Below are 24134 nucleotides of genomic sequence, written 5' to 3'. Positions count from 1 at the left end.
TGCGGAGGGCTGGGCAATGGCGTGGGCAGGCTGCCGTTGGCGCCTTAGCGCAGCGGCGATTCCCGCGTCAGGCTGTCCGTTTCCAGTGCGGCCAGCGCATCCAGGAACCGCCACGCGAACGAGCCCGGGCCGTCAGCCAGCGCTCCCGCACGGCGGCCAGCGATGCCGAAGCAGGACAGCGCCGCCACGGCCGCCGGATAGGCGTCTTGCTTCGATACCGCCACGAACGCGCCGACCACCGCCGTCAGCGCGCACCCCGTGGCGGTGACCTGCGGCATCAATGGCGAACCGCCGGTGACGCGCACTTCTCGCGTGCCATCCGTCACGAAATCCACTTCTCCCGTCACCGCCACCACAGTCTGTTGCGCTCGCGCCAGGTCGCGCGCCGCTTGCTCGGCCAACTGCACCGGGTCGCGCGCGTCCACGCCCTTGCTGGCGCTTTGGCCGCCGGCCAGCGCGATGATTTCCGACGCATTGCCGCGGATCACCGCCGGGCGCAGGGCCAGCAGCCGCTGCACCGCGTCGCGGCGAAACGCTGTGGCATGGTGGGCCACCGGGTCCAGCACCCAGGGCGTGCCGGCATCCGCCGCCGCCGCCGCGGTCTTGAGCATGCTTTCCAGCCAGGGGGCCGACAGGGTGCCGATATTGATCACGACCGCGCCGCTGATGCGAGCGAATTCCGGGGCTTCTTCCACCGCGTGCACCATCGCGGGCGACGCGCCGATGGCCAGGAGCGTGTTGGCCGCCGTGTTCATGGACACGAAGTTGGTCAGGCACTGCACCAGCGGCGCGTCGCGGCGCACGGCGGCGTAGAGGTCTTGCGAGGCCTGGGCCAATAGGGAAGGGGTCGATTGCGTCATGCCGGCGGGTCCTTGCGTAAGAGAAGGACTGGGCAGGAAGGGCGGGGATGCGTCGCGCCGGGCTTCGGGCGCGCTTGCGTGGCCGCACCATCCCTACGCCAGTATTGTCTGGATCAGGTTCAACGGGTCTACGCGCCGCAAGGGTTGGCGTATGAACGCCGGCCCCGCTATCGGATTCTCAGCTTCTTGCCGAAGCTCCCCGGGTGGATGGAGGTATGTTCGGAGGGGGCGGGGGGGATTGTCAAGCGGAAGGGGCTTTGAAACTGGCATCGCCGTGGGTTGCCAGACGGGGAGCGCTGTGACGGGGAGAGTGTCATAAAGAGTATTCAGTTCATGCCGTTAGAAAAGGACGCCCTTGAATGAATGGAGGAATGCTCATGCAGTCAATTCTGGACGTGGATCCCGATTTCGCTTCTTTGTCCCTGGGCAATGAAATACTGAAGAAATGGCATAAGTGCCTGGTTTCCTTTCATTCTGGTAAACCCCATTCTCCGAACACCGTCTTGACGGTAGGTAGCGGGTGTATCGCCAGTATTGGAGACCGGCTAACGATTGTCACGGCGTTTCACGTCGTGAGTGACTTCATCGAGAGTCGTCAAGGATTTGGGGCAATCGTAAACGGTCACCACATCGCGCTGGACGGTACGAAGTTCTTGGGTAGTGAGAGGGAGGATTGTGCATTCATGGACATTCCCGCGTCGTTGCCTGTAAATACGCTGCCCTCCATCGTGTCAGGACGGCGCCCTGAAATGCTGGCGACTTCGTCCTTCATTATTTTTGGATATCCGGAAACTCGCAATCGATTCGACTCGCGCAAGCCAGGGCAGGGTCTGCACGTGCATAGCGTGATCAGCCATTCATTCCAGAGTGACCCAATTGCCGGCACGCTTATCTTTCCCTATGACCCTAAGTACGTATATACCGAAGCCACGAGCGCGGCAAAGAGCGCTCCTCATCTGAAGGGCATGAGCGGATCGCCTGTGGCGCAGCTGCTTTTTAATCCCGTGTCCGGCTCGCTTGGCTTGAGGTTGGTTGGTGTTTTCATTCGATGGAGCAAAAATCAAAAAAACCTGGTGGCACACTGTTTTCCGGACTTCGGTAGAGAGCTGCATGAAGACTGGGACAGTTTTGGGACACGCACCCGCTGAGGTCCGCGCATTGTGTGCAGAACGGTCGCAACGGACGTTATTGAACGTCCGAATATTCACGGCCCGGCAGCCAGCAAGTTCAACTTCAGTATGTTGCCCCTGAACTGGCGGTAGACCGGGATAGACAAATTCATTCATTGCTGCGTCTGCCCAGATCTCGCATCGTTACGCTAGTCCGTTTCAGGAGACGGACATCAACGGTCGGCTGTTTTGCCTGGCTTTCGTGGCGGGGGCGGGAGGGGTGCAGCTGCTGCCTGCGCTGCCTGGCGTGGCGGCGTACGTGGCGGCGGCCGGCGTTTGCATCGTGGCGCTGGTGGCCTGGCGGCGTTGGCCGGGGCGCGTCGTCGGGCTTTGTGCGGCTGCGTCTATCGGCCTGTGCCTGGGCGCCCTCAACGCCGCCGCGCAAGCGCAACTGCGGCTGGGCGACGCACTGGCCGACGAACACCAGAACGAGGTCGCGCGGCTGGTGCTGCGGGTGGCGGAACTGCCCGATGGCGATGCGCGCGGGCAGCGCTTTGTGGGCGAGCAGGTGGCGCCCGCGCGTGCCGGCATGCCGTCGCGCATCCTGGTGTCGTGGCTGTCGCCGCCCGGTGGGCAGGCGAACCAACCCTTGCTGATGCCCGGCCAGGTATGGCGCATGGCGCTGGTGCTCCGCCGGCCCAGCGGCTTGCTCAACCCCGACGCGCCCGACAGCGAAGCGCGGATGTTCGCGCGCGGTTTGCGGGCGACGGGCACCGTGCGGGGGCAGCCCCGCTTGCTGGAGGACCAGCCTTGGGCATCCGCGGGCATTGCCATTGAACGCGCCCGCCATCATGTGCGGGAGGGCCTGCGCCGGGCGCTGGGCGACCACCGCTATGCGCCGGTGCTGATCGCGTTGGCGATCGGCGACCAGGCCGGCGTGGCGCGCGAGGACTGGCGCCTTTTCAACCGCAGCGGCATCACGCATCTGGTGTCGATCAGCGGCATGCATGTCACGTCCATTGCCGGCATCGCGGGGCTGCTGCTGGCCGCGGGGTGGCGGCGCGCGCGGTGGCGCGGGACCGGCTTGGCGGAATTCATTCCGTCGCGCATCGCGGGCGGCGCCGCGGCGGCGGCGGTGGCTTTGTTCTATTGCCTGATCGCGGGGTGGGGCGTGCCGGCGCGGCGTACGTTCTTCATGTTGTCGGTGGTGCTGGCCGCGGCGGTGTCGCGGCTGCGGATGTCGGCCGGGCGCATCCTGGCGTGCGCAGCCGCCGCGGTGGTGGCGCTGGATCCGTGGGCGCCGATGTCGGTGGGGTTCTGGCTGTCGTTCGGCGCGGTGGCGATTCTGCTGCGCATTGCCGATGCGCCGCGCGATGCGGACGCGGGCTGGCGCAAGCGTTGGGCGACGACGCTGGGGCAGGCGACGCGCTTGCAGCTGGTGGTGACGCTGGGCTTGACGCCGCTGTTGGCGTATCTGGTGCACCAGGTGTCGTTGGGTTCGCCGTTGGCCAATGCGGTGGCGATTCCCGTGGTGACGTTTTTCGTGACGCCGCTGGCGCTGCTCTGCGCGGCCTTGTCGGTGACGCCGGGGGTGGCGGCTGCCGCGGCGCTGGCGGGCCAGGCGGGGCTGTACGGGTTCGACCTCATGATGATCGTGGTGGCGTGGGTGGGCAATGCGCGCTGGGCCAGTTTTTCGGTGGCGGCGGCGCCGTGGCCCTGGCTGGCGTTGGCGGTGGCGGGCATGGTCTGGGCGTTGCAGGCGCCGGGCTGGCCGGCGCGGCGGCTGGGGTGGCTGTGCATGGCGCCGCTGTTGTGCTGGCGGCCGGATCGGCCCGAGCCGGGATACTGGCACATGAGCGCGATGGATATCGGGCAGGGCAGCGCCATTCTGGTGGAAACGGCCAGCCAGGCGCTGCTGTTCGATGCCGGGCCGCGCAGTTTCAGCGGTAGCGATGCGGGCGAACGGGTGATCGCGCCGTTTCTGCAGGCCCGCGGCCTTGGGGCGCTGGATGTGCTGGTGCTGTCGCACGCGGACACGGACCATGTGGGCGGCACGCGGTCGGTGCTGGCGGCGGTGCCGGTGGCGCGCAGCTACGCGTCCTTTGACCTGGCGGCGTTTCTGCGGCGTGATGCGCGCCTGTGGCCGGATGGCGCAGGCTTGCCGACGCCGCCGCCGGGCGAGGTACTGGGCTGCGCTCGTGACGTAGGCTGGGAGGTCGATGGCGTCACGTTTAGCTTCCTGCACCCGGCGGGCGGGACCAGCGGGCGAGTCGAGGATCGCAATGCCGATAGCTGCGTGCTGCGCGTCGAGGGCGTCGAGCACGCGCTGTTGCTGACGGGCGATATCGGCGTGGCGCAAGAAAGGGAATTGGTCGCGCAGGGCTTGGCCCCGGCGGATATCGTCATGGCGCCGCACCATGGTTCGGCGTCGTCGTCCAGCCGGGAACTGGTTGCGGCGTCCGGCGCGGCGCATGTGATTGCGCAGGCGGGGTATCTGAATCGTTTCCGGCATCCGGCGCGGGCGGTGGAATTGCGCTGGACGCGTGCGGGGGCGGTGTTCTGGCGCAGCGATCGGGATGGCGCGGTGATGGCACGATCACGTGCAGGGGTGTTGGATGTGTGGGCGCAGCGGGACGTGGGGCGGCGTTACTGGCATGGCCGTTGATGCGTAGTTCGAGTCTGTCGCCCGACTTTCAGCCTTGACGCATCAACCATCCCCGCGTCAACGCCGATCCACAATCACCGTATCCCGTATCGCCCGGAACGTCGCCAACGCGCCCGGCATGGCGTCGCGCGTGGTGGCGCAGGCCAGGCGGATGCGGCCTTCGGGGCGAGTCCAGTCGGCGATGTACTGGCGGGTGTCTTCATGGTCCGGACCGGCACCCGGCGCAACGATGTAGTCGATGCCGCGCCGGCCGGGCTGGTCGAAGACGTCGAGTTGTTCGATGGTGCCGCGCAGCGTGCGCTGCTGGCGGGTCGCGGCGGCGACCAGGGCGTCATAGGCCTGCGCGCCCTGGGGGGCTTTGGATGTGTCGGCGTCGGCCGCCGTGGCCGTGAATCCCGCCCGGCACAAGAACTTGGCGCCGGGGGCCACGGGTGGAAAGCCCTCGGGGGCGGAAATCTCGATCAGGGCGTCGTAGCGGCCCGACTGGCGCGCCGCGCCGATCTGAAAGGGAGCGGACACCGTTGCGCCAAAGCCGGTGGCCGGGTCGACGTAGCGCCTGGGCGCGACGGCCGGGGGCGCGGGGTCGTTGTCTTCCATCTGGAAGCGCACCGGCAAGGTGAGCGAGGTTTTCTCTTCCGTCATGTCCGCGGAAAACACGGGTAGCGGCGCGGCGCGGCGGACCATGGCGATCGTGGCCTTGTCGACCGCTTCATGGCCCGACGAGCGCGCGATCGTGACGTCGTAGATGGCGCCGTTGCGCAGTACGGTAATGTTCAGCGACAGCGCCAGCGTGCCGCTGAGATGCTGGGCTTCGCGAGGAAAATCCAGTCGGCTGATCAGCCGCCGCTGCACCGCTTTGCTCCATTCGGCCTGGTTGGCAGGCGCGGCCGCCAGGGTCGGGGCAGGGTGGGCCAGTGTGACGGCAAGGATCATGGCAACGCGGGATGCGAGGGACCGCCAGCGCATAGAGAGTTCTCCGGGTGGGGGTGGGCGATGCCGCCCGTGCGTTGTTGCGAGCATACCCGAGGGGACGCGGGAGGCTGGGCGAGCCGAAGGCGCCGTCGCTTGCGGGCATGCGGGTTGTGCCATCGCTTGCGGGCACAGCCGGTTGCGCCACCTCTTACGCAAACGCCTACGCAAACGCCGCCTGCACCGCCGCAAACGCCGCCGCCACCAACGGGTCTTCGCGCCGCGACGCCAGGGTGATGAAGGCCAGTTCCGCCTGGATCGCCAGGCCCGGCGCCAGCACCAGGCCATGCGCCTGCGATTCGCGCAGCGCGATGGAATCGCGCGCCAGCGTCAGGCCGACGCCCGAACGCACCAGGTCCAGCATCGAGGCTTCCTGGTCGACTTCGGCCACCGTGTTGGGGGTGACGTCCAGCTCGTTGAATTTGCCGGCCAACAGGCGATGGTGCACGGAGTCGGGCGGCGTCCAGATCCACGGCAAGGCGGCGATTTCACGCCAACCGCGCCCCGCCACCTGCGCGCCCCAGCCCTTGGGCGCCACGACGTAATACGAGAACGCCGCCAGCGGCAGCGCATGCAGGGCCGGCTGGCCGCGGGTATCTTCTTGCGGCCCCAGGAAAAAGCCCACGTCCAGCTCGCCCGCGCGCACCTGGCGGCCGACGGAACCGGACATGCCGTGGCGCAGGGTGGGGCGGATCTTCGGATAGTGCTCGACCAGGTATTGCAGCGTGGCGCCCAGGCGCAGGAATTCGGGGTCCAGGATGGTGCCCAGGCGCAGTTCGCCCTGCACCGTCGTGCGCAGCGCGCCGATGGCGCGTTCGAAGTCGTCCAGGGCGTCCAGCACCCGCTGGGCCGAGGGCAGCAGCGCGCGGCCGTCGGCGTTGGGCGCCAGGCCCTGGGCGGTGCGAGTGAACAGCGGCAGGTCCAGCGCTTCCTGGAAGCTCTTGAGCTGCAGGCTCAGCGCGGGTTGGGTCAGGTGCAGGTGTTCGGCCGCGCGGGTCAGGTTGCCCACGCGCGCCACAGCGGCAAAGGTGCGGATGTGCTTGAAGTCCATGGGGCGAGTCCGGTGGCGATGCCCCAGCGGGGCGATACCCATTATTAAAGAGACTTATAAAGCGCTTTTCAACAATTCATTGGACAGCCCCCGCGGGCTGCGCGACAGTGGCGCAGCCACTACACACCTAAAAGAAGAAGCGCCAATGGAGACATACGACTACATCATCGTGGGGGCGGGGTCGGCCGGCTGCGTGCTGGCCAACCGGCTGAGCCGGGACCCGGCCACGCGCGTGCTGCTGCTGGAAGCCGGCGGCCGCGACAACTACCACTGGATCCACATTCCGGTGGGCTACCTGTACTGCATCGGCAACCCCCGCACCGACTGGATGTACCGCACCGGCGCCGAGCCCGGCCTGGGCGGACGCTCGCTGATCTATCCGCGCGGCCGCGTGCTGGGCGGGTGCTCGTCGATCAACGGCATGATCTACATGCGCGGCCAGCGGCAGGATTACGACGAGTGGGCCGATATCGCGGGCGATCCGTCATGGCGCTGGGACGAGGTGCTGCCGGTATTCAAGCGCAGCGAAGACCACTACCGCGGTGCGGACGATTGCCATGGTGCGGGCGGCGAATGGCGGGTCGAGGCGCAGCGCCTGCGCTGGGACATCCTGGACGCCTTTGCCGACGCGGCCCAGCAGGAAGGCATTCCGCGGGTGCAGGATTTCAACCGCGGCGACAATTTCGGCGTGGGCTATTTCGACGTGAACCAGCGCCGCGGCTGGCGTTGGAATACGGCCAAGGCATTCTTGCGGCCGGTGCGCCAGCGTCCCAATCTGCACGTGATGACCGGCGCGCATGCCGAACAGTTGCTGTTCGACGGCACGCGCTGCGTGGGTGTGAAGCTGCGGCGCGAAGGGCAGTCCCGCAGCGTGCGCGCCGCGCGTGAAGTGGTGCTGGCGGCCGGCGCGGTGAATACGCCGCAATTGCTGGAACTGTCGGGCATTGGCGAACCGGCGCGCCTGCGCGAAAGCGGCATCACGCTGCGCCACGCCTTGCCGGGCGTGGGCGAGAACCTGCAAGACCACTTGCAGTTGCGCGTCATCCTGAAGGTGCGGGGCGTGAAGACGCTGAACCGCATTGCATCGACCTGGTGGGGCAAGGCGGGCATCGGCCTGGAATACGTGTTCAATCGCAGCGGGCCGATGAGCATGGCGCCGTCGCAGCTGGGGGCGTTTGCCAAGTCAGACCCTGGCCAGGCGCGCGCCAATCTGGAATTCCATGTGCAGCCGCTGTCGCTGGGCGCGTTTGGCGAGCCGCTGCACGGTTTTGATGCCTTCACGGCCAGCGTCTGCAACCTGCGGCCGGCGTCGCGCGGCAGCGTGCATGCGCAGGGGCCCGACGGCGCGCAGCCGCCGGTGATCACGCCGAACTATTTGCGCGAGGAACAGGACCTGAAGGTGGCGGCGGATGCCATTCGCCTGGTGCGCCGGATCAGCGCGGCGCCCGCGTTGCAGCGTTATCAACCCGAGGAATGGCTGCCCGGCCCGTCGTACCAGACCGAGGCCGAAATGCGCGAAGCGGCCGGCAAGATCGGCACGACGATCTTCCACCCGGTAGGCACCTGCGCCATGGGCCGCAAGGCGGACGATGGCGCCGTGGTGGATGCGCGGCTGCGGGTGCATGGCCTGCAGGGCCTGCGCGTGGCGGATGCGTCGATCATGCCGACCATCACGTCGGGCAACACCAATTCGCCGACCATCATGATTGCCGAACGGGCGGCGCAGATGATCCTGGAAGATGCCGCCGCATAGCCGGGCGGCGTAACCGGAACGCTTGCGCGGTTCGGCCCGCGCAAGCGCCGCCGGGCCGACAGACTCAGCGCAGCGAACGGTACATTTCCTGGCGCTGCGGATGCGTCAGGATGACCTGCCACAGCTGCCCTTCGCGCGACCGGAAGAAGCCCGCGCAACACATCAGGTAGTACTGCCACATGCGGTAAAAGCGCGTGCCGTAGCGTTCTTGCAGCTGCGGCCAGGCGCGCTGGAAGCGGTCCCACCAGGCCATCAGCGTACGGTCGTAGTCGGCCCCGAAGTTGTGCCAGTCTTCGACGATGAAGCGGCCTTCGACCGCGGTAGTGATCTCGCGGGCGGACGGCAGCTTGCCGTTGGGGAAGACATAGCGGTCGATCCAGGGATCGGTGCTCTGGCTGGTCGAGGCGATGCCGATGGTGTGCAAGAGGAAGATGCCGCCGGGCGCCATCAGCCGCTGCACGTTGGTGAAGTAGGTGTCGTAGTTCTTGGGCCCGACGTGTTCGAACATGCCCACCGACACGACCTTGTCGAAGCGGCCCTGCAGGTCGCGATAGTCTTGCAGCAGCAATTCCACCGGCAGGCCGCGTACGCGTTCCTGGGCCAGCGCCAGCTGTTCCTTGGACACGGTCACGCCGGTGACCTTGACGCCGTAGCGCTCGGCCGCGAACTTGGCCAGCCCGCCCCAGCCGCAGCCGATGTCCAGCAGCGTTTCGCCGGGCTTGAGCTGCAGCTTGCGGCAGATCATGTCCAGCTTGGCTTCCTGCGCGTCTTCCAGCGTGTCGGCGTTTTCCCAGAAGGCGCAGGAATAGATCATGCGGCTGTCGAGCATGGCCTCGAAGACGTCGTTGCCGGCGTCGTAGTGCTGCTCGCCCACTTCGAAGGCGCGGCTCTTGGATTGCAGGTTGAACAGCTTGTGGCGCAGGTGTTCGGCGATGAGCTTGACGCGGGCCAGGCCGAGCGCGGCGGACCCCATGTCGGCGCGCAAGAGGCGGGTGAAGAGTTCGTCCAGCTGTTCGCAGTCCCATTCGCCGTCCATGTACGACTCGCCCAGGCCCAGCGACCAGCTGGCGAAGACGCGTTCGTACATGTGTTTGTCATGAACCTGGATGTCCCAGGGGCGCGAACCGTTGATCTGGACGTCCGCTCGCCCGAGCAGGTCCTGCAGTACCTTGGGCGGCTCAGGCGGGGCGGTTTCGGTGTGTTGAGTGCTTAGCTGAGATGACGGACTGCTTTGTTGCATAGTGACTCCAAATCAATTCGGGACTGACTGATGTGGCAATGCTCGAAGCGCATAACTCTCGCCGGACCGGCGTCGGGATTCCAATTTAATGATTGAATCGTGCCGATAGGCAATTTAATTTCAGCGGGCTGTCAGCGCCGCGGACCCGCGGTCGCCGAACCGGGACCCGCCAATCTTAACCAACGTATGCTGCTGCGCAAGGCCCAGACGCATCCTGCCAGCAACAATGCGGCGGCACCGATAAAAACCATGGAGGCGATGGTGTCGTTCAAGGCGATGGGGGCGTCGTAGCGGTGGCGCGACAGATAGTCCAGCAGGCCGAACAGCGCCAGCGCCAAAGCCACCAGCAGCCAGGGTTTTCTGGGTAGTGGGGGCAGGGCGGGGTGCCGGGCCTTGAAGGCGCGGATGCTGCGCCGCAATCCCCACAGTGCCGCCAAGGCGGGCAGGGCCAGGGCATAGCGGGCGATCGTCACGACGCCGAAGATGTCGTCGCCGGCGGTCAGCACCAGCAGCCAGGGCGGCAGCAGGATCAGCGTCAGCAGCCAGGCCAGCAGCAGTTGCCGGCGGGTGCCTGGGCAGGCCAGCTTTGCTGCCACGAAGCCCAGGATCAGCACGCCGAAGAGCGCGGCGATGAAGGTCAGGGCCGGGGCGACGTAGTCGCCATTGAGCATGTATCCGCCGAGCATGGCGCGATGGGTTCCTGAAGGCGGGGGTTAGGGCAACGGCGTCATTCTAGGCCAGGGCGGCAGGGCGGGCCCCACGCTTCCGATAAGATACCGCCCATGCGCGGCGCCGCCACCTGGGCGGGCGCCGGCCATTTGGAGCACAACGATGTCGGACGCAAGCCTGGAACCCCGTTTGGAATTCGTCACCTGCGCCAGCCCGGCGGGCCTGCACCGCATGGCGTACTGGGAGTGGGGCGATCCGGCCAACGACCAGGTGCTGGTCTGCGTGCACGGCCTGACGCGCAGCGGCCGCGATTTCGATACCCTGGCGCGCCGGCTGGCTGGCCGCTACCGCGTGGTCTGCCCCGACGTGGTGGGGCGGGGCCGTTCCGATTGGCTGGTGAACCCGGCGTTCTATACCGTGCCGCAGTACGTGTCAGACATGGTGACGCTGGTGGCGCGGCTGCGGCCCGCCCGCCTGTCGTGGGTGGGCACGTCGATGGGCGGCCTGATCGGCCTGGGCCTGGCCGGCGCCGCCGCATTTGCGCGGGCAATGCTGCCGCTGCGCCCGCACGTGGGCATGCTGCCGCCGCAGGCCGGCGTGCGTCTGGACAAGCTGGTGCTCAACGACGTCGGCCCGCGCCTGGAAACCGGCGCGCTGGCTCGCATCGGCCAGTACGTGGGCGAACCGGGCGCGTTCGGCTCGTTTGCCGAGGCCGTGGCCAACCTGCGCGCCAATTCCGGGACCTTCGGGCCGCATACCGACGAACAGTGGGAACACCTGGCGCGCTTCGTCTATCCCGAGCAGGACGGCAAGTGGGTCAAGCACTACGACCTGGCGCTGGCCCAGCCGATGGCGATGACGCCCGAGGAACTCGCGGCGGGCGAACAGGTGCTGTGGCGCTCGTATGACGCGATCGATTGCCCGATCCTGATCGTGCGCGGCGAACAATCCGATCTGCTGACCCGCGCCACGGCCGACGAAATGCGCCAGCGCAATCCGCGTGCGCAGGTGCTGGAAGTGCCAGGCGTGGGCCACGCGCCGACGCTGATGGCGGACAGCCAGGTGACGTCGGTGGCGGATTTTCTGCTGGGCTGAGGCGGGGCGGGCCGCCGGTTCCTGCGAGACTCCTTTTAGTGTTAACAGGCCCTAATGGGGACACCGCCGGCCCGCCGTGCTATCCAGGGGCACGGGCGTTCTCTACAATAGGCCTCATGAACACCCCTGTCCTGAACATCGATCTGCATTGTCATTCCACCGTGTCCGACGGCGCGCTTGCGCCGCGCGACGTGGCGCAGCGCGCGCATGCCAACGGTGTCGATGTCTGGGCCCTGACCGACCACGACGAAGTCGGCGGCCTGGCCGAGGCCGCGTCCATGGCGCAGGAACTGGGCCTGCGTTTCGCCACCGGCGTCGAGATTTCCGTGACCTGGGCCGGCCTGACGGTGCATATCGTCGGGCTGCGCTTTGACCCCGCCAATACGGCGCTGGTCGAAGGCCTGCGCAAGACCCGCTCGGGCCGCGCCGAACGCGCCAGGCGCATCGGCGACCGCCTGGCCGACATGGGCATGCCCGGCGCCTACGAAGGCGCGCTGCCGTTTGCCGGCAACCCGGAACTGATCAGCCGCACGCACTTCGCGCGCTACCTGGTCCAAGCCGGCTACTGCCCCGATGTGCAGACCGTCTTCACCAAACACCTGGGCGATGACCGCCCCGGCCACGTGCCCATGCAATGGGCCACGCTGGCCGAAGCGGTGGGCTGGATCCGCGGCGCGGGCGGCATCGCCGTCATCGCGCATCCGGGCCGCTACAAGTACACGCCCTTGCAGTTCGCCGCGCTGTTCGACGAATTCCTGCAACTGGGCGGGGTCGGCATCGAAGTCACCACGGGCAGCCATACGGTCGAAGAGGCCCGGCAGTACGCCGACGTCGCGCGCCGCTACGGTTTCCTGGCCTCGCGCGGGTCAGACTTCCATAGCCCGAAAGAAAGCCGGATGGACCTGGGCCGCCTGCCGCCCTTGCCGTCCGATCTGAAGCCGGTCTGGCACGACTGGTTCTAGGGCCACTGCGGCCCCTTGCGGGCGGTGCGATGCCGCCTGGCTCCTGGCACGGTGCGACTGTGCCGCCCTTGAACTGAATGTGCGCCCCAGGCGCTGCCGCCATGAACAAAGCTTTTGTCAAAGAATCCGATAACGAGGACGACGACGACCTGCCGCAGGCCCAGGCCTTGCCCGCGGGCACCAAGAACTACATGACGCCTGAAGGCTACGAGCGCCTGCGCGCCGAGCTGACGCATCTGATGAACGTCGAGCGTCCGTCGGTGGTGCAGGTGGTGTCGTGGGCCGCGTCCAACGGCGACCGCTCCGAGAACGGCGACTACCTCTACGGCAAGAAGCGCTTGCGCGAGATCGACCGGCGCATGCGCTTTTTGACCAAGCGGCTGGACATCGCCGAGGTCGTCGACCCGGCCCTGCAGCCCAACCGCGACCAGGTCTTTTTCGGCGCCACGGTGCTGTATTCCGACAAGGCCGGCGAAGACCACACCGTCACCATCGTGGGTGTGGACGAAGCCGAGCCGCTGGCCGGCAAGATCAGCTGGATCTCGCCGGTGGCGCGCGCGCTGATCAAGGCCAAGGAAGGCGACACGGTGGTGCTGCGCACCCCCGGCGGCATCGAGGAACTGGACATCCTGGAAGTGCGCTATCCCGACTGACACGGGGGGATGCGGGCGCGGGTGGCCCGACGGCGGCCGTCGGGCCCCGTCAAACCGACTGGGCAAACGCGATCAGGCAGATCCCGTCAGGCGATCTTGATCTGCGGTTCCGACCAGGCATGCTTCATCGACGATCTTCGAAAAGGCGACGGGCGCCGGCTTGTGGCCGGCGCCCGTCTTTTGGTGGGCGGGATCTATGTCCCTGCCTCGGTTGGCGGCTTGCGCCGCCGTTCCCCTGGGGCTTGCTGCTTATTTCTTGCGAGCGGCGATGGACTTCTCGGCCAGGTTGACCAGGTCTTCGCCGATCTGCTTTTTCCATTTGTCGTAGACGGGCTGGGTGATCTTGGCGAACGCGTCGTGGTCGGCCTGGCTCAGCGCCGTCACGGTCACGCCGTGGCCTTCGATTTCCTTGAGCAGCGACGGGTCTTCGGGCGTGACGCCCTTGCGCGCGATCACGATCTGCTGCTTGCCGGCGTCCAGCGCGGCCTGGCGCACGATGTCACGGTCCTTTTCCGACCACGAATTCCAGACCTCGCGGTTGACCACGAAGATCAGCGGGTCGGCCACGTAGTTCCACAGCGTCAGGTACTTCTGGCCCACGGTGTACAGCTTGGACCCGGTGTAGATGGACAGGGGGTTTTCCTGGCCGTCGACCGCGCCGCTGGCCAGCGCCGGCTGGGCGTCTGCCCAGCTCATCTGGGTGGGGTTGGCGCCCAGCGCGGTGAACGTGTCGATGTACAGCGGCGAACCCACCACGCGCAGCTTCATGCCCTTCATGTCTTCGGGGCGCTTGATCTCGCGTTTGGAATTGCTGATCTGGCGGTAGCCGTTCTCGCCCCAGGCCAGCGGCACGACGCCGGCCTTTTCGATCAGCTTGAACATTTCTTTGCCCACGTCGCCCTGCACCAGCGCGTCGATGGCGGCGTAGTCGGGCATCAGGAAGGGCAGCGAGAACAGGTTCAGCTGCTTGACCTGCGGCGACCAGTTGATGGTCGAGCCCACGGCCATGTCGATCACGCCCTGGCGGATGGCAGTGAATTCACGGGTCTGGTCGCCTTGTACCAGCGAGGTGCCGGGATAGACCTTGATGTTGATGCGGCCCTGGGTGCGCTCGCGCACCAGGTTGGACCAGATCTCGGCGCCCTGGCCCCACGGGAAGGTGGTGCCCACGACGATGGAGAGCTTGTATTCGGCCTTGTAGTTCTGCGCCAGCGCTGCCGGCGCGCCGACCACGGCGGCGGCGCACAGGGCGGCGCCGATCAGGTTGCGGAATTTCATGTTGCGTCTCCTCTCTTTGCGGGTTTGTCTGTTGTTGTCATGCATGCCATGCCTGCCCGGGCGCATACCCGGCCAGGCGCCCTCAATAACCCAGCTTGTGCGGCAGCCACAGCGCCAGTTGCGGAAACGCCAGCACCGCCACCAGCACCAGGAACATCGCGCCCAGCAGCCACACCACCCAACGCACCGTCGATTCCATCGGCACGCGCGCGATGCGGCACGACACCATCAGGTTCACGGCCAGCGGCGGGGTGAACTGGCCCAGCGCCACCTTCAGCGTCAGGATCACGCCGAACCACACCGGGTCCCAGCCATAGGCCTTCGCGATCGGCATCAGCAGCGGCACGAAGATCAGGAAGATGGAGATGCCGTCCAGGAACATGCCGACGGTCATCAGCAACAGGATCAGCAGCGCCAGCACGCCCCATTCGCCCAGCCCGGAATTGACGATGGCGTGGGTGATCGGGTCGATCACGCTCAGCGTGGACAAAGCCCAGGCGAAGATGCCGGCCAGCGTCACCACCAGCATGATCACGGCGGACAGCTCGGCGGCTTCGCGCAGGATGGTGTACAGGTCGCGCAGCTTGATGGTGCGGTGGATGAACATGCCCACGAACAGGCCGTAGAACACGGCCACGACCGCGGCTTCGGTGGGCGTGAACCAGCCCATGCGCATGCCGCCCAGGATCAGCACCGGCGCGGCCAGGCCCCACGAGGCGTCGCGCAGGCTCTTCCAGAACGGCGGGCGCGGCAGGTGCGCTTCCAGCATGCCCATCTTGTGCTTGCGGGCCAGCCACACGGCCGGCACGATCAGCGCCAGGCCGGCCAGGATGCCGGGCACCATGCCGGCGGCGAACAGCGCCGGCACCGAGGCTTCGGGCACCAGTACCGAATAGATGATGAAAGCGACCGACGGCGGGATCAGGATGTCGGTGGCGGCGCCCGCGGCGACCACGGCGGCCGAGAACGAGCCCGGGTAGCCGGCGCGGGACATGGCCGCGATCATCACCGCGCCCACCGCGGCGGCGCAGGCCGGGCCGGAACCCGAGATCCCGCCCAGGAACATGGCCACGGCAATCGACACCAGCGGCAGCATGCCGGGGCCGCGGCCGACGATGGCGATGGCGAAATCCACCAGCCGCCTGGCCACGCCCGAGCGGTCGAAGATCGAGCCGACCAGCACGAACATCGGAATGGCCAGCAGCGGGTACTTGGCCAGCCCCGCGTAGAAGTTCTGCGGCACGGTCAACAGGCCATACCAGGGCGTATCCAGGTTGGACAGCACGATGGCGACCGTGCCGCCGATGCCCAGCGCCACGCCGACCGGCACGCCGATCAGCATCAGCGCGATGAAGACCGCGAACAGGATGCCGGCGATCATGCCTGGCCCCCTTGGCCCGTTGCGTCCTTGCGCTGGATCAGCCGGCGCAGGGTGCCCAGCGTGCGCAGCGAGATGGCGGCGGCCATGATCGGCAGCCAGATCGAATACCACCAGGTGGGCACGCCGATGGCCGGCGAGGTTTCTTCGTAGAGGTATTCGTCGGCCACCAGCTTGACCGACAGCACGGTCAGCAGCACGAAGAATGCCAGCACGCAGCCGTTGGAAATCAGCGCCATGATGCGCTGGCGACGGGGCGAGCCGTTGTCGGCCAGGATCTCGATGCGGATGTGATGGTTGCGCACGAAGGCGACGCTGCCCCCGACCATGGTCAGCACGATCAGCAGGAAGACCGAGATTTCCTCGGTCCAGGCGAACGACTGGTCGGTGAAGTAGCGCACCAGCACGTTCAGGAAGGTGATGGTGGCCAGGGCCCCCAACAGGATCACGGCCAGCCAGTCCTCGATGGCCAGCGGTACTTTCACGGCGGGGTCTGTTTCGGCGGGGATGATCGGTTCAACAGGCTCGACGGGGGCTTCGGGGCGTGACATGTGAGGCAACGGCCAGCGCGGCAGGGCGCTTTCTAGTTATAGGGTCGCTGCATCCTACCGTCGGGGCGCGGGCGCCGGTGTTCGTGTTTTCCCGCGCTGCGGTATGGCCGCAACATGGTGCATTGCAATAGCGGGGACGGGGGCTGGAACCCGGCTGGAGCGATATACCGGGTGGCGGGCAGGGGTTTGGTGCCGATATTGCTTTGCAGCAGTCGCGCCGTTGCGTCGCGGAATTCTTTTGTAACATCGTCCGGAAGGGCGCGGCGAGAGGCCGGATCGGGGTTGCGGTAATCCCGGCTCCGGGAAAACCCCTTAAACAGGTAAAATCCCTTTTCTTTGCTCCCCTCCTTATACGGCGCCCGCATCGTGTCCCTAGTTCAGCATCTGCCTGGTTCCTCTGTCCTGTCCTCCTTTCGTCGTGACCGCCTGCTGGCGCAATTGAAGGAAGCCGGCCTGCCCGTGGCCGACATCTCCGCCCGCTACGAGCACTTCGTCAGCACCGACGCCGCCCTGACGGCCGAACAGCAGCAACACCTGGCCCAATTGCTGGACTACGGCACCCCCGCCACCGGCGAAGCCCCCGCCAAGAGCCTGGCCCTGTTGGTCATTCCGCGCCTGGGCACCATTTCGCCGTGGGCCAGCAAGGCCACCGACATCGCCCACAACTGTGGCCTGTCGGCCGTGCACCGCATCGAACGCGGCGTGCGCTATACCATCACTCCCGAACGCGGCTTGTTGGGCACCAAGTCGTTCGACGACGCCATGCTGGCCCGCGCGGCAGACTGCCTGCACGACCGCATGACCGAAACCGTGGTCGACGCCAGCTTCGACGGCCAGGCGCTGTTCCAGCCGCTGGCCGGCAAGCCCATGCGCCAGGTCGACGTCCAGGCGCGCGGCGCGCAGGCGCTGGTCGAGGCCAACACGGCCCTGGGCCTGGCCCTGTCCGACGACGAAATCGACTACCTGGCCAAGTCGTTCACCGACCTGGGCCGCGACCCCACCGACGTCGAACTGATGATGTTCGCGCAGGCCAACAGCGAACACTGCCGCCACAAGATCTTCAACGCCCAGTGGGTGATCGACGGCCAGGAACAGCCCAACACGCTGTTCGGCATGATCCGCGCCACCCACAAGGCGCAGCCCGAAGGCACCGTGGTGGCCTATTCCGACAACGCCGCCATCATGGCCGGCGGTCCGGCGCAGCGCTTCCAGGCCGGCGTGCCCGGCGTCACGGGCGAGGGCGTCGACGGCGCCAGGTACATCCGCCGCGACACCACCGTGCATACCCTCATGAAGGTCGAAACGCACAACCACCCCACCGCGATCGCGCCGTTCCCCGGCGCCTCGACCGGCGCGGGCGGCGAAATCCGCGACGAAGGCGCCACGGGCCGCGGCTCCAAGCCCAAGGCGGGCCTGACCGGCTTCACCGTGTCGCACCTGCGCTTCGACGATGCCCTGCAACCCTGGGAAGCCGACCACCACGGCCTGCCCGAGCGCATCGCCTCGCCCCTGTCCATCATGATCGACGGCCCCATCGGCGGCGCGGCGTTCAACAACGAATTCGGCCGTCCCAACCTGCTGGGCTACTTCCGCTCGTTCGAGCAAAGCGCGGGCGGCACGCGCTGGGGCTACCACAAGCCCATCATGATCGCGGGCGGCCTGGGCAGCATCGACGCCGGCCTGACCCACAAAGACGTCATTCCCCCCGGCGCGCTGCTGATCCAGCTGGGCGGCCCGGGTTTCCGCATCGGCATGGGCGGCGGCGCCGCCTCCAGCATCAGCATGGGCAGCAACTCGGCCGAGCTGGATTTCGATTCCGTTCAGCGCGGCAATCCCGAACTTGAACGCCGTGCCCAGGAAGTCATCGACCGCTGCTGGCAGCAGGCCGAAAACAACCCCATCATCGCGATCCACGACGTGGGCGCGGGCGGTTTGTCCAACGCGTTCCCTGAACTGGTCAACGACGCCGGCCGCGGCGCCATCTTCGACCTGAAGCGCGTGCCCCTCGAAGAGTCGGGCCTGTCGCCCGCCGAAATCTGGAGCAACGAATCCCAGGAACGCTACGTCCTGTCGATCCTGCCGCGCGACCTCGAACGCTTTGACGCCATCGCCCGCCGCGAGCGCTGCCCCTACGCGGTGGTGGGCGTGGCCACCGAAGAACGCCAGCTGCGCGTGGTCGACGGCGAAGGCCTGCCCGGCCTGGACGCCATCCGCCCGCAAGGCGACGCCGAAGTCCGCCCGGTCGACGTGCCGATCGACGTCATCCTGGGCAAGCCGCCCCGCATGACGCGCGACGTGCGCCGCCTGCCCGGCGTGTCCGAACCCCTGGACCTGGCCGGCATCGACCTGACCGAAGCCGCCTTGCGCGTGCTGCGCCACCCCACCGTAGCCAACAAGTCGTTCCTGATCACCATCGGCGACCGCACCGTGGGCGGGCTGTCCAGCCGCGACCAGATGGTCGGCCCGTGGCAGGTGCCGGTGGCCGATTGCGCCGTCACCCTGGCCGACTACGAAGGCTTCCGCGGCGAAGCCATGGCCATGGGCGAACGCACCCCCATCGCCATGCTGAACGCGCCCGCCTCGGGCCGCATGGCCGTGGCCGAAGCCCTGACCAACCTGGCCGCCGCCGACGTGGCCCGCCTGGAAGACATCAAGCTGTCCGCCAACTGGATGGCCGCCTGCGGCGTCGACGGCCAGGATGCCGCCCTGTACGACACGGTGTCCGCCGTCAGCGAACTGTGCCAGGCCGCCGGCCTGTCGATTCCGGTCGGCAAAGACTCCCTGTCCATGAAAACGTCCTGGGAACAGGACGGCGAGCAGCGCCAGGTGGTTGCGCCCGTGTCGCTGATCGTCACGGCCTTTGCACCGGTGGGCGACGTGCGCGCCAGCCTCACGCCGCAACTGCGCACCGACGCCGGCGACAGCGTGCTGATCCTGATCGACCTGGGCCGCGGCCTGCACCGCATGGGCGGCTCGATCCTCGCCCAGGCCTACAACCAGGTCGGCGAAACCGTGCCGGACATCGATTCGCCCGAAGCCCTGCGCGCCTTCTTCGTCACCATCCGCACGCTGGCCGAAGCCGGCACGCTGCTGGCCTACCACGACCGCTCCGATGGCGGCCTGTTCGCCACGCTGGCCGAAATGGCCTTTGCCGGCCGCACCGGCATCTCGGTCAACCTGGACATGCTCACCTTCGACCCGCAATCGGCCGATTGGGGCGACTACAAGATCCGTCCGGAACAAGTGGCCGTGCAGCGCGAAGAACTCACGCTCAAGGCGCTGTTCTCGGAAGAAGCCGGCGCCGTGATCCAGGTGCCCGCCGCCCAGCGCGACGCCGTCATGCAGGTGCTGCGCGGTGCGGGCCTGTCGGCCCACTCGCACGTCATCGGCGGCCTGAACGGCGCCGACGAAATCGAGTTCTACCGCGACGGCAAGAAGGTCTGGGGCCAGCCGCGCGCCGAACTCGCCCGCGCCTGGAGCGAAGTGTCCTACCGCATCATGTCGCGCCGCGACAACCCGGCTTGCGCCCAGGCCGAGCTGGACGTCTGGAACGACACCAAAGACCCGGGCATGACGCCTTCTGTCGCCTTCGATCCGCAAGAAGACGTGGCCGCGCCGTTCATCAACACCGGCAAGCGTCCGCGCGTGGCGATCCTGCGCGAGCAGGGCTGCAACAGCCAGGTGGAAATGGGCTGGGCATTCGACACTGCCGGTTTCGAGGCCGTTGACGTCCACATGACCGACCTGCTGTCGGGCCGTGTCGACCTGGGCCTGGTACAGGGCCTGGTGGCCGTGGGCGGCTTCAGCTACGGCGACGTGCTGGGCGCCGGCGAGGGCTGGGCCCGCACCATCCGCTTCAACAGCAAGCTGTCGGACCAGTTCGCCGCGTACTTCGCGCGCCCCGACACCTTTGCGCTGGGCGTGTGCAACGGCTGCCAGATGATGGCCGCGCTGGCGCCGATGATTCCGGGCGCCGAGCACTGGCCGCGCTTCACGCGCAACCAGTCCGAAAAGTACGAAGCCCGCCTGTCGCTGGTCGAACTGGCCAAGTCGCCGTCGATCTTCTTTGCCGGCATGGAAGGCGCGCGCATTCCGGTCGCCGTGGCGCACGGCGAGGGCTACGCCGACTTCTCCCAGCAGGGTGACGCCGGCCGCGTGCTGGCCGCGGCGCGCTTCATCGACAACTACGGCAACGCCACCGAGGCCTACCCGTTCAACCCGAACGGCAGCCCGGCCGGCCTCACGTCGGTCACCACGGCCGACGGCCGCTTCACGGTGATGATGCCCCACCCGGAACGCGTGACCCGCAACGTCATGATGTCGTGGGCGCCGGAAAAGTGGGGCAATGCGGATACCGGCGGTGCGTACAGCCCCTGGATGCGCATGTTCCGCAACGCCCGCGTCTGGATCGGCTGACAAGGAAGGGCCCCCACGCCGCACGCGCGTTGCGCGCTTGCTGCCCCCCGAGGGGGCTCCCCGGCCTTCGGGCGGCCGGGCGGCCGGGGGGCTGTTCTAGCCCACAGGACGGGCGTTCTAGCCAACAGGGCGGGTGTTCCCGCCGACAAAGACCTCACCAGTTTCTGGTGAGGTTTTTTTTCGCCTGCTGGCCAGTCCGTGATGTAACCCAATGAGATATTTAACTTTTCATTGCAGTGGGCCGTAAAGAAGGGGGACAGCCCGTGGCGGCTGTCTCATGCAAACCCGGAAAGGCCCCCCAATGTTCAAGAACCTGAGTATCCGCGCGGTCCTGACGACCGCGCTTGGCGTTTTTTTCGCGCTGTTCCTGCTGACCGGCATTGCCGTCTATCAGCAGCTGACGTCCAACCGCAGTTCCATCGAAGTGCTGCTGGACACCAACCTGGTGCGATCCAACGCCATGGACGATGCCGGTGCCGAACTGTTGCGCGCCCGCCTGGTGCTGCTGGCCGCGCAGAGCGCGCTGCTGGAAGGCAAGCGCATCGACAGCCTGGCCAGCATGCAGCGGCTGGACGGCTACACCAAGCGGGCGGCCGACCTGGTGCAGAGCGCCCGCCAGACGCCTGAAACGTCACCGGTGGGCAAACCGCTGTTCGAGGCCGCGTTGGCGGCGTATGACGTGTACCTGCGCGACGCGGTCCTGCCGATGATCGCTGCCATCCGCGCCAGCAACGCCCAGGAGGCCAGCCGCCTGAACCTGGACAAGGTCACGCCGCTGGGCATCAACTTCACGCAGGCCAACCAGAAATACTCCGATTTCGCGGACGAGGTCGGGCGCCGCGTGGCAAACGAGTCGTCGACGCGCATCAATGGCGCGATCGCGTTCCTGATCGGCCTGCTGGTGGTCGTGGCGGTGCTGGTCGTCGGCTTGTATGCCGTGTTCGCGCGGTCGGTGTTCCGGCCGTTGCACGACGCCGGCCGCCTGTTCGACCGCATCGCCAGCGGCGACCTGACCAACCGCATCGAGCAACGCGGCAACAATGAAATCGGCGTGCTCTACGGCGCCGTCAAGCGCATGCAGGACAGCCTGGCGCGCACCGTGGCGGCCGTGCGGCTGGGGGTCGAGGAAATCCATACCGGTTCGCGCGAGATCGCGGCGGGCAACATCGACCTGTCGTCCCGCACCGAGCAGCAGGCCGCGTCGCTGGAGGAAACCGCCGCCAGCATGGACGAGCTGTCGTCCACGGTGAAGAACAACGCCGATAGCTCGCGCAGCGCATCGCAACTGGCCGTGGCCGCGTCCGATGTGGCCACCCGCGGCGGCAAGGCCGTGGGCGATGTGGTGGGCACCATGCGCGCCATTGCCGACAGTTCCAACCGTATCGCCGACATCGTCGGCGTGATCGACGGCATCGCTTTCCAGACCAACATCCTGGCGCTGAACGCGGCGGTGGAAGCTGCCCGCGCGGGCGAGCAAGGCAAGGGCTTTGCGGTGGTGGCCAGCGAAGTGCGCGCGCTGGCCCAGCGCAGCGGCCAGGCCGCCAAGGAAATCAAGGGCCTGATCGACGACTCCGTGCAGAAGGTGTCGATCGGTTCGGACCAGGTGGAAGCCGCCGGCGCCACCATGCAGGAAATCGTGACGTCGGTGCGCCGCGTGACGGACATCATCAACGAGATCTCCAGCGCTTCGGAAGAACAGTCGCAGGGCATCCAGCAGGTGAACCAGGCCGTGTCGCAGATGGATAGCGTGACGCAGCAGAACGCGGCGCTGGTCGAGCAGGCGGCCGCTTCCGCGGCGTCGCTGGAAACGCAGGCGCAACGCCTGCGCGACGCGGTGGCGGTGTTCAAGCTGCAGGCTGGCCGGGTGATCGACGCCGATGCACCGGCGCTGGGTCGGGACGGCGAGCCTGCATTGCTGGGCGTCTGAACCGGCGCGCGTTCAAAGTCGTCCTGCAGGGCATGCCGGCGGGCGCTCGCGCCAGCCGGTGGCCAGGATGTCGTCAGCCCGGCGCTTGCGCCGGGCTGACGACCAGGATGGATTGTCAGGCCAGCGCCCGCGCCAGCCAGTCGACCAGCGCGCGGGCGCGCGCTGGCAGGCGCCGGGGGCCGCTCAGCGCATAGAGCGTGACCGGCTCCATTTCCCAGCCCGGCAGCACCGGCACCAGCCCGGCGGCAAGCGGGGCCGCCGTGCCGGTGGCATGCAACGCGGCAATGCCGACGCCACGAGCGGCGAGCTGCATCGCCATGGCCGGCGCATCGACGCCATAGCGTTCACGCACCGTGACCACTACCCGTTCCGACCCCGACCACAGCCGCCAGCGAGCCGGCCGGCTATCGTGCCCGCGCTGCGGACCGACATGCAGGCCGATGCAGTCGTGCATCGCCAGTTCGATGGGATGTTCGAGCGGCGGCTGCCGCGCCAGGTAGGCGGGCGCGGCGTACAGGCGGGCACGCAGGGCGCCCAGGCGACGGGCCACCCGTGCGGGATCCGCGGGCGGCTCCAACCCGATGGAAAGATCGCAGCGCTCGCGCACCGCGTCAGTTTCGGCGCCGCTCGGGCCCAACTGGACCCGCACGTCTGGATGCCGCTCGGCGAAGGCCGCAAGCGCCGGCGCCAGCGCGTCGTGCACGCGGGCGTCCGGCAGGATCAGGCGCAGCGCGCCCGCCTGGGTCAAATCCCTCATCCCCATATCCGGTGCGATCGCCGCCGATCAGAACGCGTAGACCACGCCGACGCTGCCGAATACATTGGCGCGGCGCTCGGTGAGCGGACTGTCGCGCGCGTCGCCCAGCAGGGTGTTCACGCCGACGGTGGTGATGGTGCTCCAGCTGGGGTTGATGCGGTACGACCAGTTGGCGAACACGGCTGCCGACTTGAAGCCCGACGATGGCGAGTAGGTCGACAGGCCTTCGCGGCTGCGAGCGGCCTGGCTGGAGGTCACGCCGAACCAGGTCTGCATGGCATCGTGGCTGGCCCATTGCGTGCTGGCGCCGACGTTGACGCGGTGGGCGCCTTCTTGCCAGGCGTTATAGGTGGCGCGCAGTTCCAGCGTGCCGCCGTAGCCGCTGCGCGCGGCCTGCCGGTAGGCCGCGCCGAGCGACCAGGGGCCGGGCGTCCATTCGACGAAGCCGCCGTAGGTGGCGTGAAAGTCGATGTCGTCCAGCCCTTTGGTGCGGTCGGCGTCGCTGGCATCGCGGCCCAGCGCCATGCCCAGGAAGACGCCGGCTTTCCAGTCGGGCGCCAGGTCGGTCTGCAGGCCCATGGCGGGCAGGCCGGCGCGCGGCGAGATGAAGAAGTTGCCCGCACGGTAGTTGATCAGCGGGACGGGCAGGGCGCGGTAGTCGCGCGAGCCTTCATAAACCGGGACGTATCCAACGCCCAGGCCGATGAAATTGGTGCCGGGTTGATCGGCCTGGGCCTGGCCTGCGGCGCAGGCCAGGACGGCGGCGGTGGCGGCGCCTCTTGCTAACATTGCCAGCTTCAT

General features: G+C 67.6%; 18 protein-coding genes and 1 riboswitch. Of the genes, 8 read left to right on the top strand and 10 right to left on the bottom strand.

The window, feature by feature from the left end:
• Positions 1-44 precede the first annotated feature (44 nt).
• Positions 45-860: a hydroxyethylthiazole kinase gene (gene thiM / locus ACUDP5_RS17890; protein ID WP_445656772.1), complete on the bottom strand. Its 816-nt coding sequence runs from the start codon at positions 858-860 to the stop codon at positions 45-47.
• 72 nt (positions 861-932) lie between these two features.
• A riboswitch (TPP riboswitch) is annotated at positions 933-1072 on the bottom strand.
• A gap of 165 nt (positions 1073-1237) precedes the next feature.
• Here thiM and ACUDP5_RS17885 point away from each other — a divergent pair.
• Both ACUDP5_RS17885 and ACUDP5_RS17880 read left to right on the top strand, forming a co-directional pair.
• Positions 1238-2008, top strand: a complete 771-nt coding sequence (locus tag ACUDP5_RS17885; RefSeq protein WP_445656771.1) for a S1 family peptidase — start codon at positions 1238-1240, stop codon at positions 2006-2008.
• A 250-nt stretch (positions 2009-2258) separates the two neighbouring features.
• Positions 2259-4634 (top strand): DNA internalization-related competence protein ComEC/Rec2, encoded by a 2376-nt coding sequence (locus ACUDP5_RS17880; RefSeq protein WP_445659186.1) that lies wholly within the window; start codon positions 2259-2261, stop codon positions 4632-4634.
• Positions 4635-4691: 57 nt separating this feature from the next.
• Here ACUDP5_RS17880 and ACUDP5_RS17875 read toward each other — a convergent pair whose 3' ends face one another.
• The gene (locus tag ACUDP5_RS17875) at positions 4692-5567 is read right to left on the bottom strand and encodes an energy transducer TonB (RefSeq protein WP_445656770.1); all 876 of its coding nucleotides are present in this window, start codon (positions 5565-5567) and stop codon (positions 4692-4694) included.
• 199 nt (positions 5568-5766) lie between these two features.
• Complete coding sequence (locus ACUDP5_RS17870; RefSeq protein ID WP_445656769.1) at positions 5767-6654, bottom strand: LysR family transcriptional regulator; 888 nt, start codon at positions 6652-6654, stop codon at positions 5767-5769.
• A 145-nt stretch (positions 6655-6799) separates the two neighbouring features.
• Between ACUDP5_RS17870 and ACUDP5_RS17865 the strand changes: the two genes are divergently transcribed.
• Entirely contained in the window at positions 6800-8407 is a 1608-nt protein-coding gene (locus ACUDP5_RS17865) for a GMC family oxidoreductase (protein WP_445656768.1), read from the top strand.
• 64 nt (positions 8408-8471) lie between these two features.
• Here the strand turns inward: ACUDP5_RS17865 and cfa are convergent, their stop codons facing one another.
• Positions 8472-9647, bottom strand: a complete 1176-nt coding sequence (gene cfa / locus ACUDP5_RS17860) for a cyclopropane fatty acyl phospholipid synthase (protein ID WP_445656767.1) — start codon at positions 9645-9647, stop codon at positions 8472-8474.
• Positions 9648-9778: 131 nt separating this feature from the next.
• The gene (locus ACUDP5_RS17855) at positions 9779-10333 is read right to left on the bottom strand and encodes a hypothetical protein (protein WP_445656766.1); all 555 of its coding nucleotides are present in this window, start codon (positions 10331-10333) and stop codon (positions 9779-9781) included.
• 145 nt (positions 10334-10478) lie between these two features.
• Here ACUDP5_RS17855 and ACUDP5_RS17850 point away from each other — a divergent pair, with 145 nt between their 5' ends.
• From ACUDP5_RS17850 to greB, 3 genes are all read left to right on the top strand, one after another.
• Positions 10479-11411: an alpha/beta fold hydrolase gene (locus tag ACUDP5_RS17850; RefSeq protein ID WP_445656765.1), complete on the top strand. Its 933-nt coding sequence runs from the start codon at positions 10479-10481 to the stop codon at positions 11409-11411.
• A 116-nt stretch (positions 11412-11527) separates the two neighbouring features.
• Positions 11528-12373, top strand: coding sequence for a 3',5'-nucleoside bisphosphate phosphatase (locus ACUDP5_RS17845; RefSeq protein ID WP_263910797.1), 846 nt, complete (start codon positions 11528-11530; stop codon positions 12371-12373).
• A 101-nt stretch (positions 12374-12474) separates the two neighbouring features.
• On the top strand, positions 12475-13026 hold the full coding sequence (gene greB / locus ACUDP5_RS17840; RefSeq protein WP_263910795.1) for a transcription elongation factor GreB: 552 nt from the start codon (positions 12475-12477) through the stop codon (positions 13024-13026).
• Between the two features lie 249 nt (positions 13027-13275).
• On the opposite strand, the gene ACUDP5_RS17835 is transcribed toward greB, so the two are convergent.
• The 3 genes from ACUDP5_RS17835 to ACUDP5_RS17825 form a co-directional block, all read right to left on the bottom strand.
• Entirely contained in the window at positions 13276-14304 is a 1029-nt protein-coding gene (locus tag ACUDP5_RS17835; protein ID WP_263910793.1) for a DctP family TRAP transporter solute-binding subunit, read from the bottom strand.
• Positions 14305-14386: 82 nt separating this feature from the next.
• On the bottom strand, positions 14387-15685 hold the full coding sequence (locus ACUDP5_RS17830) for a TRAP transporter large permease (RefSeq protein ID WP_263910792.1): 1299 nt from the start codon (positions 15683-15685) through the stop codon (positions 14387-14389).
• Complete coding sequence (locus ACUDP5_RS17825) at positions 15682-16233, bottom strand: TRAP transporter small permease (RefSeq protein ID WP_263910791.1); 552 nt, start codon at positions 16231-16233, stop codon at positions 15682-15684. The genes ACUDP5_RS17830 and ACUDP5_RS17825 overlap by 4 nt, the downstream gene beginning before the upstream one ends.
• Before the next feature lie 366 nt (positions 16234-16599).
• Between ACUDP5_RS17825 and purL the strand changes: the two genes are divergently transcribed.
• Complete coding sequence (gene purL, locus ACUDP5_RS17820) at positions 16600-20649, top strand: phosphoribosylformylglycinamidine synthase (RefSeq protein ID WP_445656764.1); 4050 nt, start codon at positions 16600-16602, stop codon at positions 20647-20649.
• Between the two features lie 301 nt (positions 20650-20950).
• Entirely contained in the window at positions 20951-22576 is a 1626-nt protein-coding gene (locus tag ACUDP5_RS17815) for a methyl-accepting chemotaxis protein (protein WP_445656763.1), read from the top strand.
• 115 nt (positions 22577-22691) lie between these two features.
• Here the strand turns inward: ACUDP5_RS17815 and ACUDP5_RS17810 are convergent, their stop codons facing one another.
• Entirely contained in the window at positions 22692-23333 is a 642-nt protein-coding gene (locus tag ACUDP5_RS17810) for a substrate binding domain-containing protein (RefSeq protein WP_445656762.1), read from the bottom strand.
• A gap of 27 nt (positions 23334-23360) precedes the next feature.
• Positions 23361-24134 carry a MipA/OmpV family protein gene (locus tag ACUDP5_RS17805; protein WP_263914137.1) on the bottom strand — a complete coding sequence of 258 codons (774 nt, stop codon included), beginning with the start codon at positions 24132-24134 and terminating at the stop codon, positions 23361-23363.

The organism is Achromobacter sp. NCFB-sbj8-Ac1-l (assembly GCF_052695805.1).
This window is presented reverse-complemented; position numbering and strand designations above follow the sequence as displayed.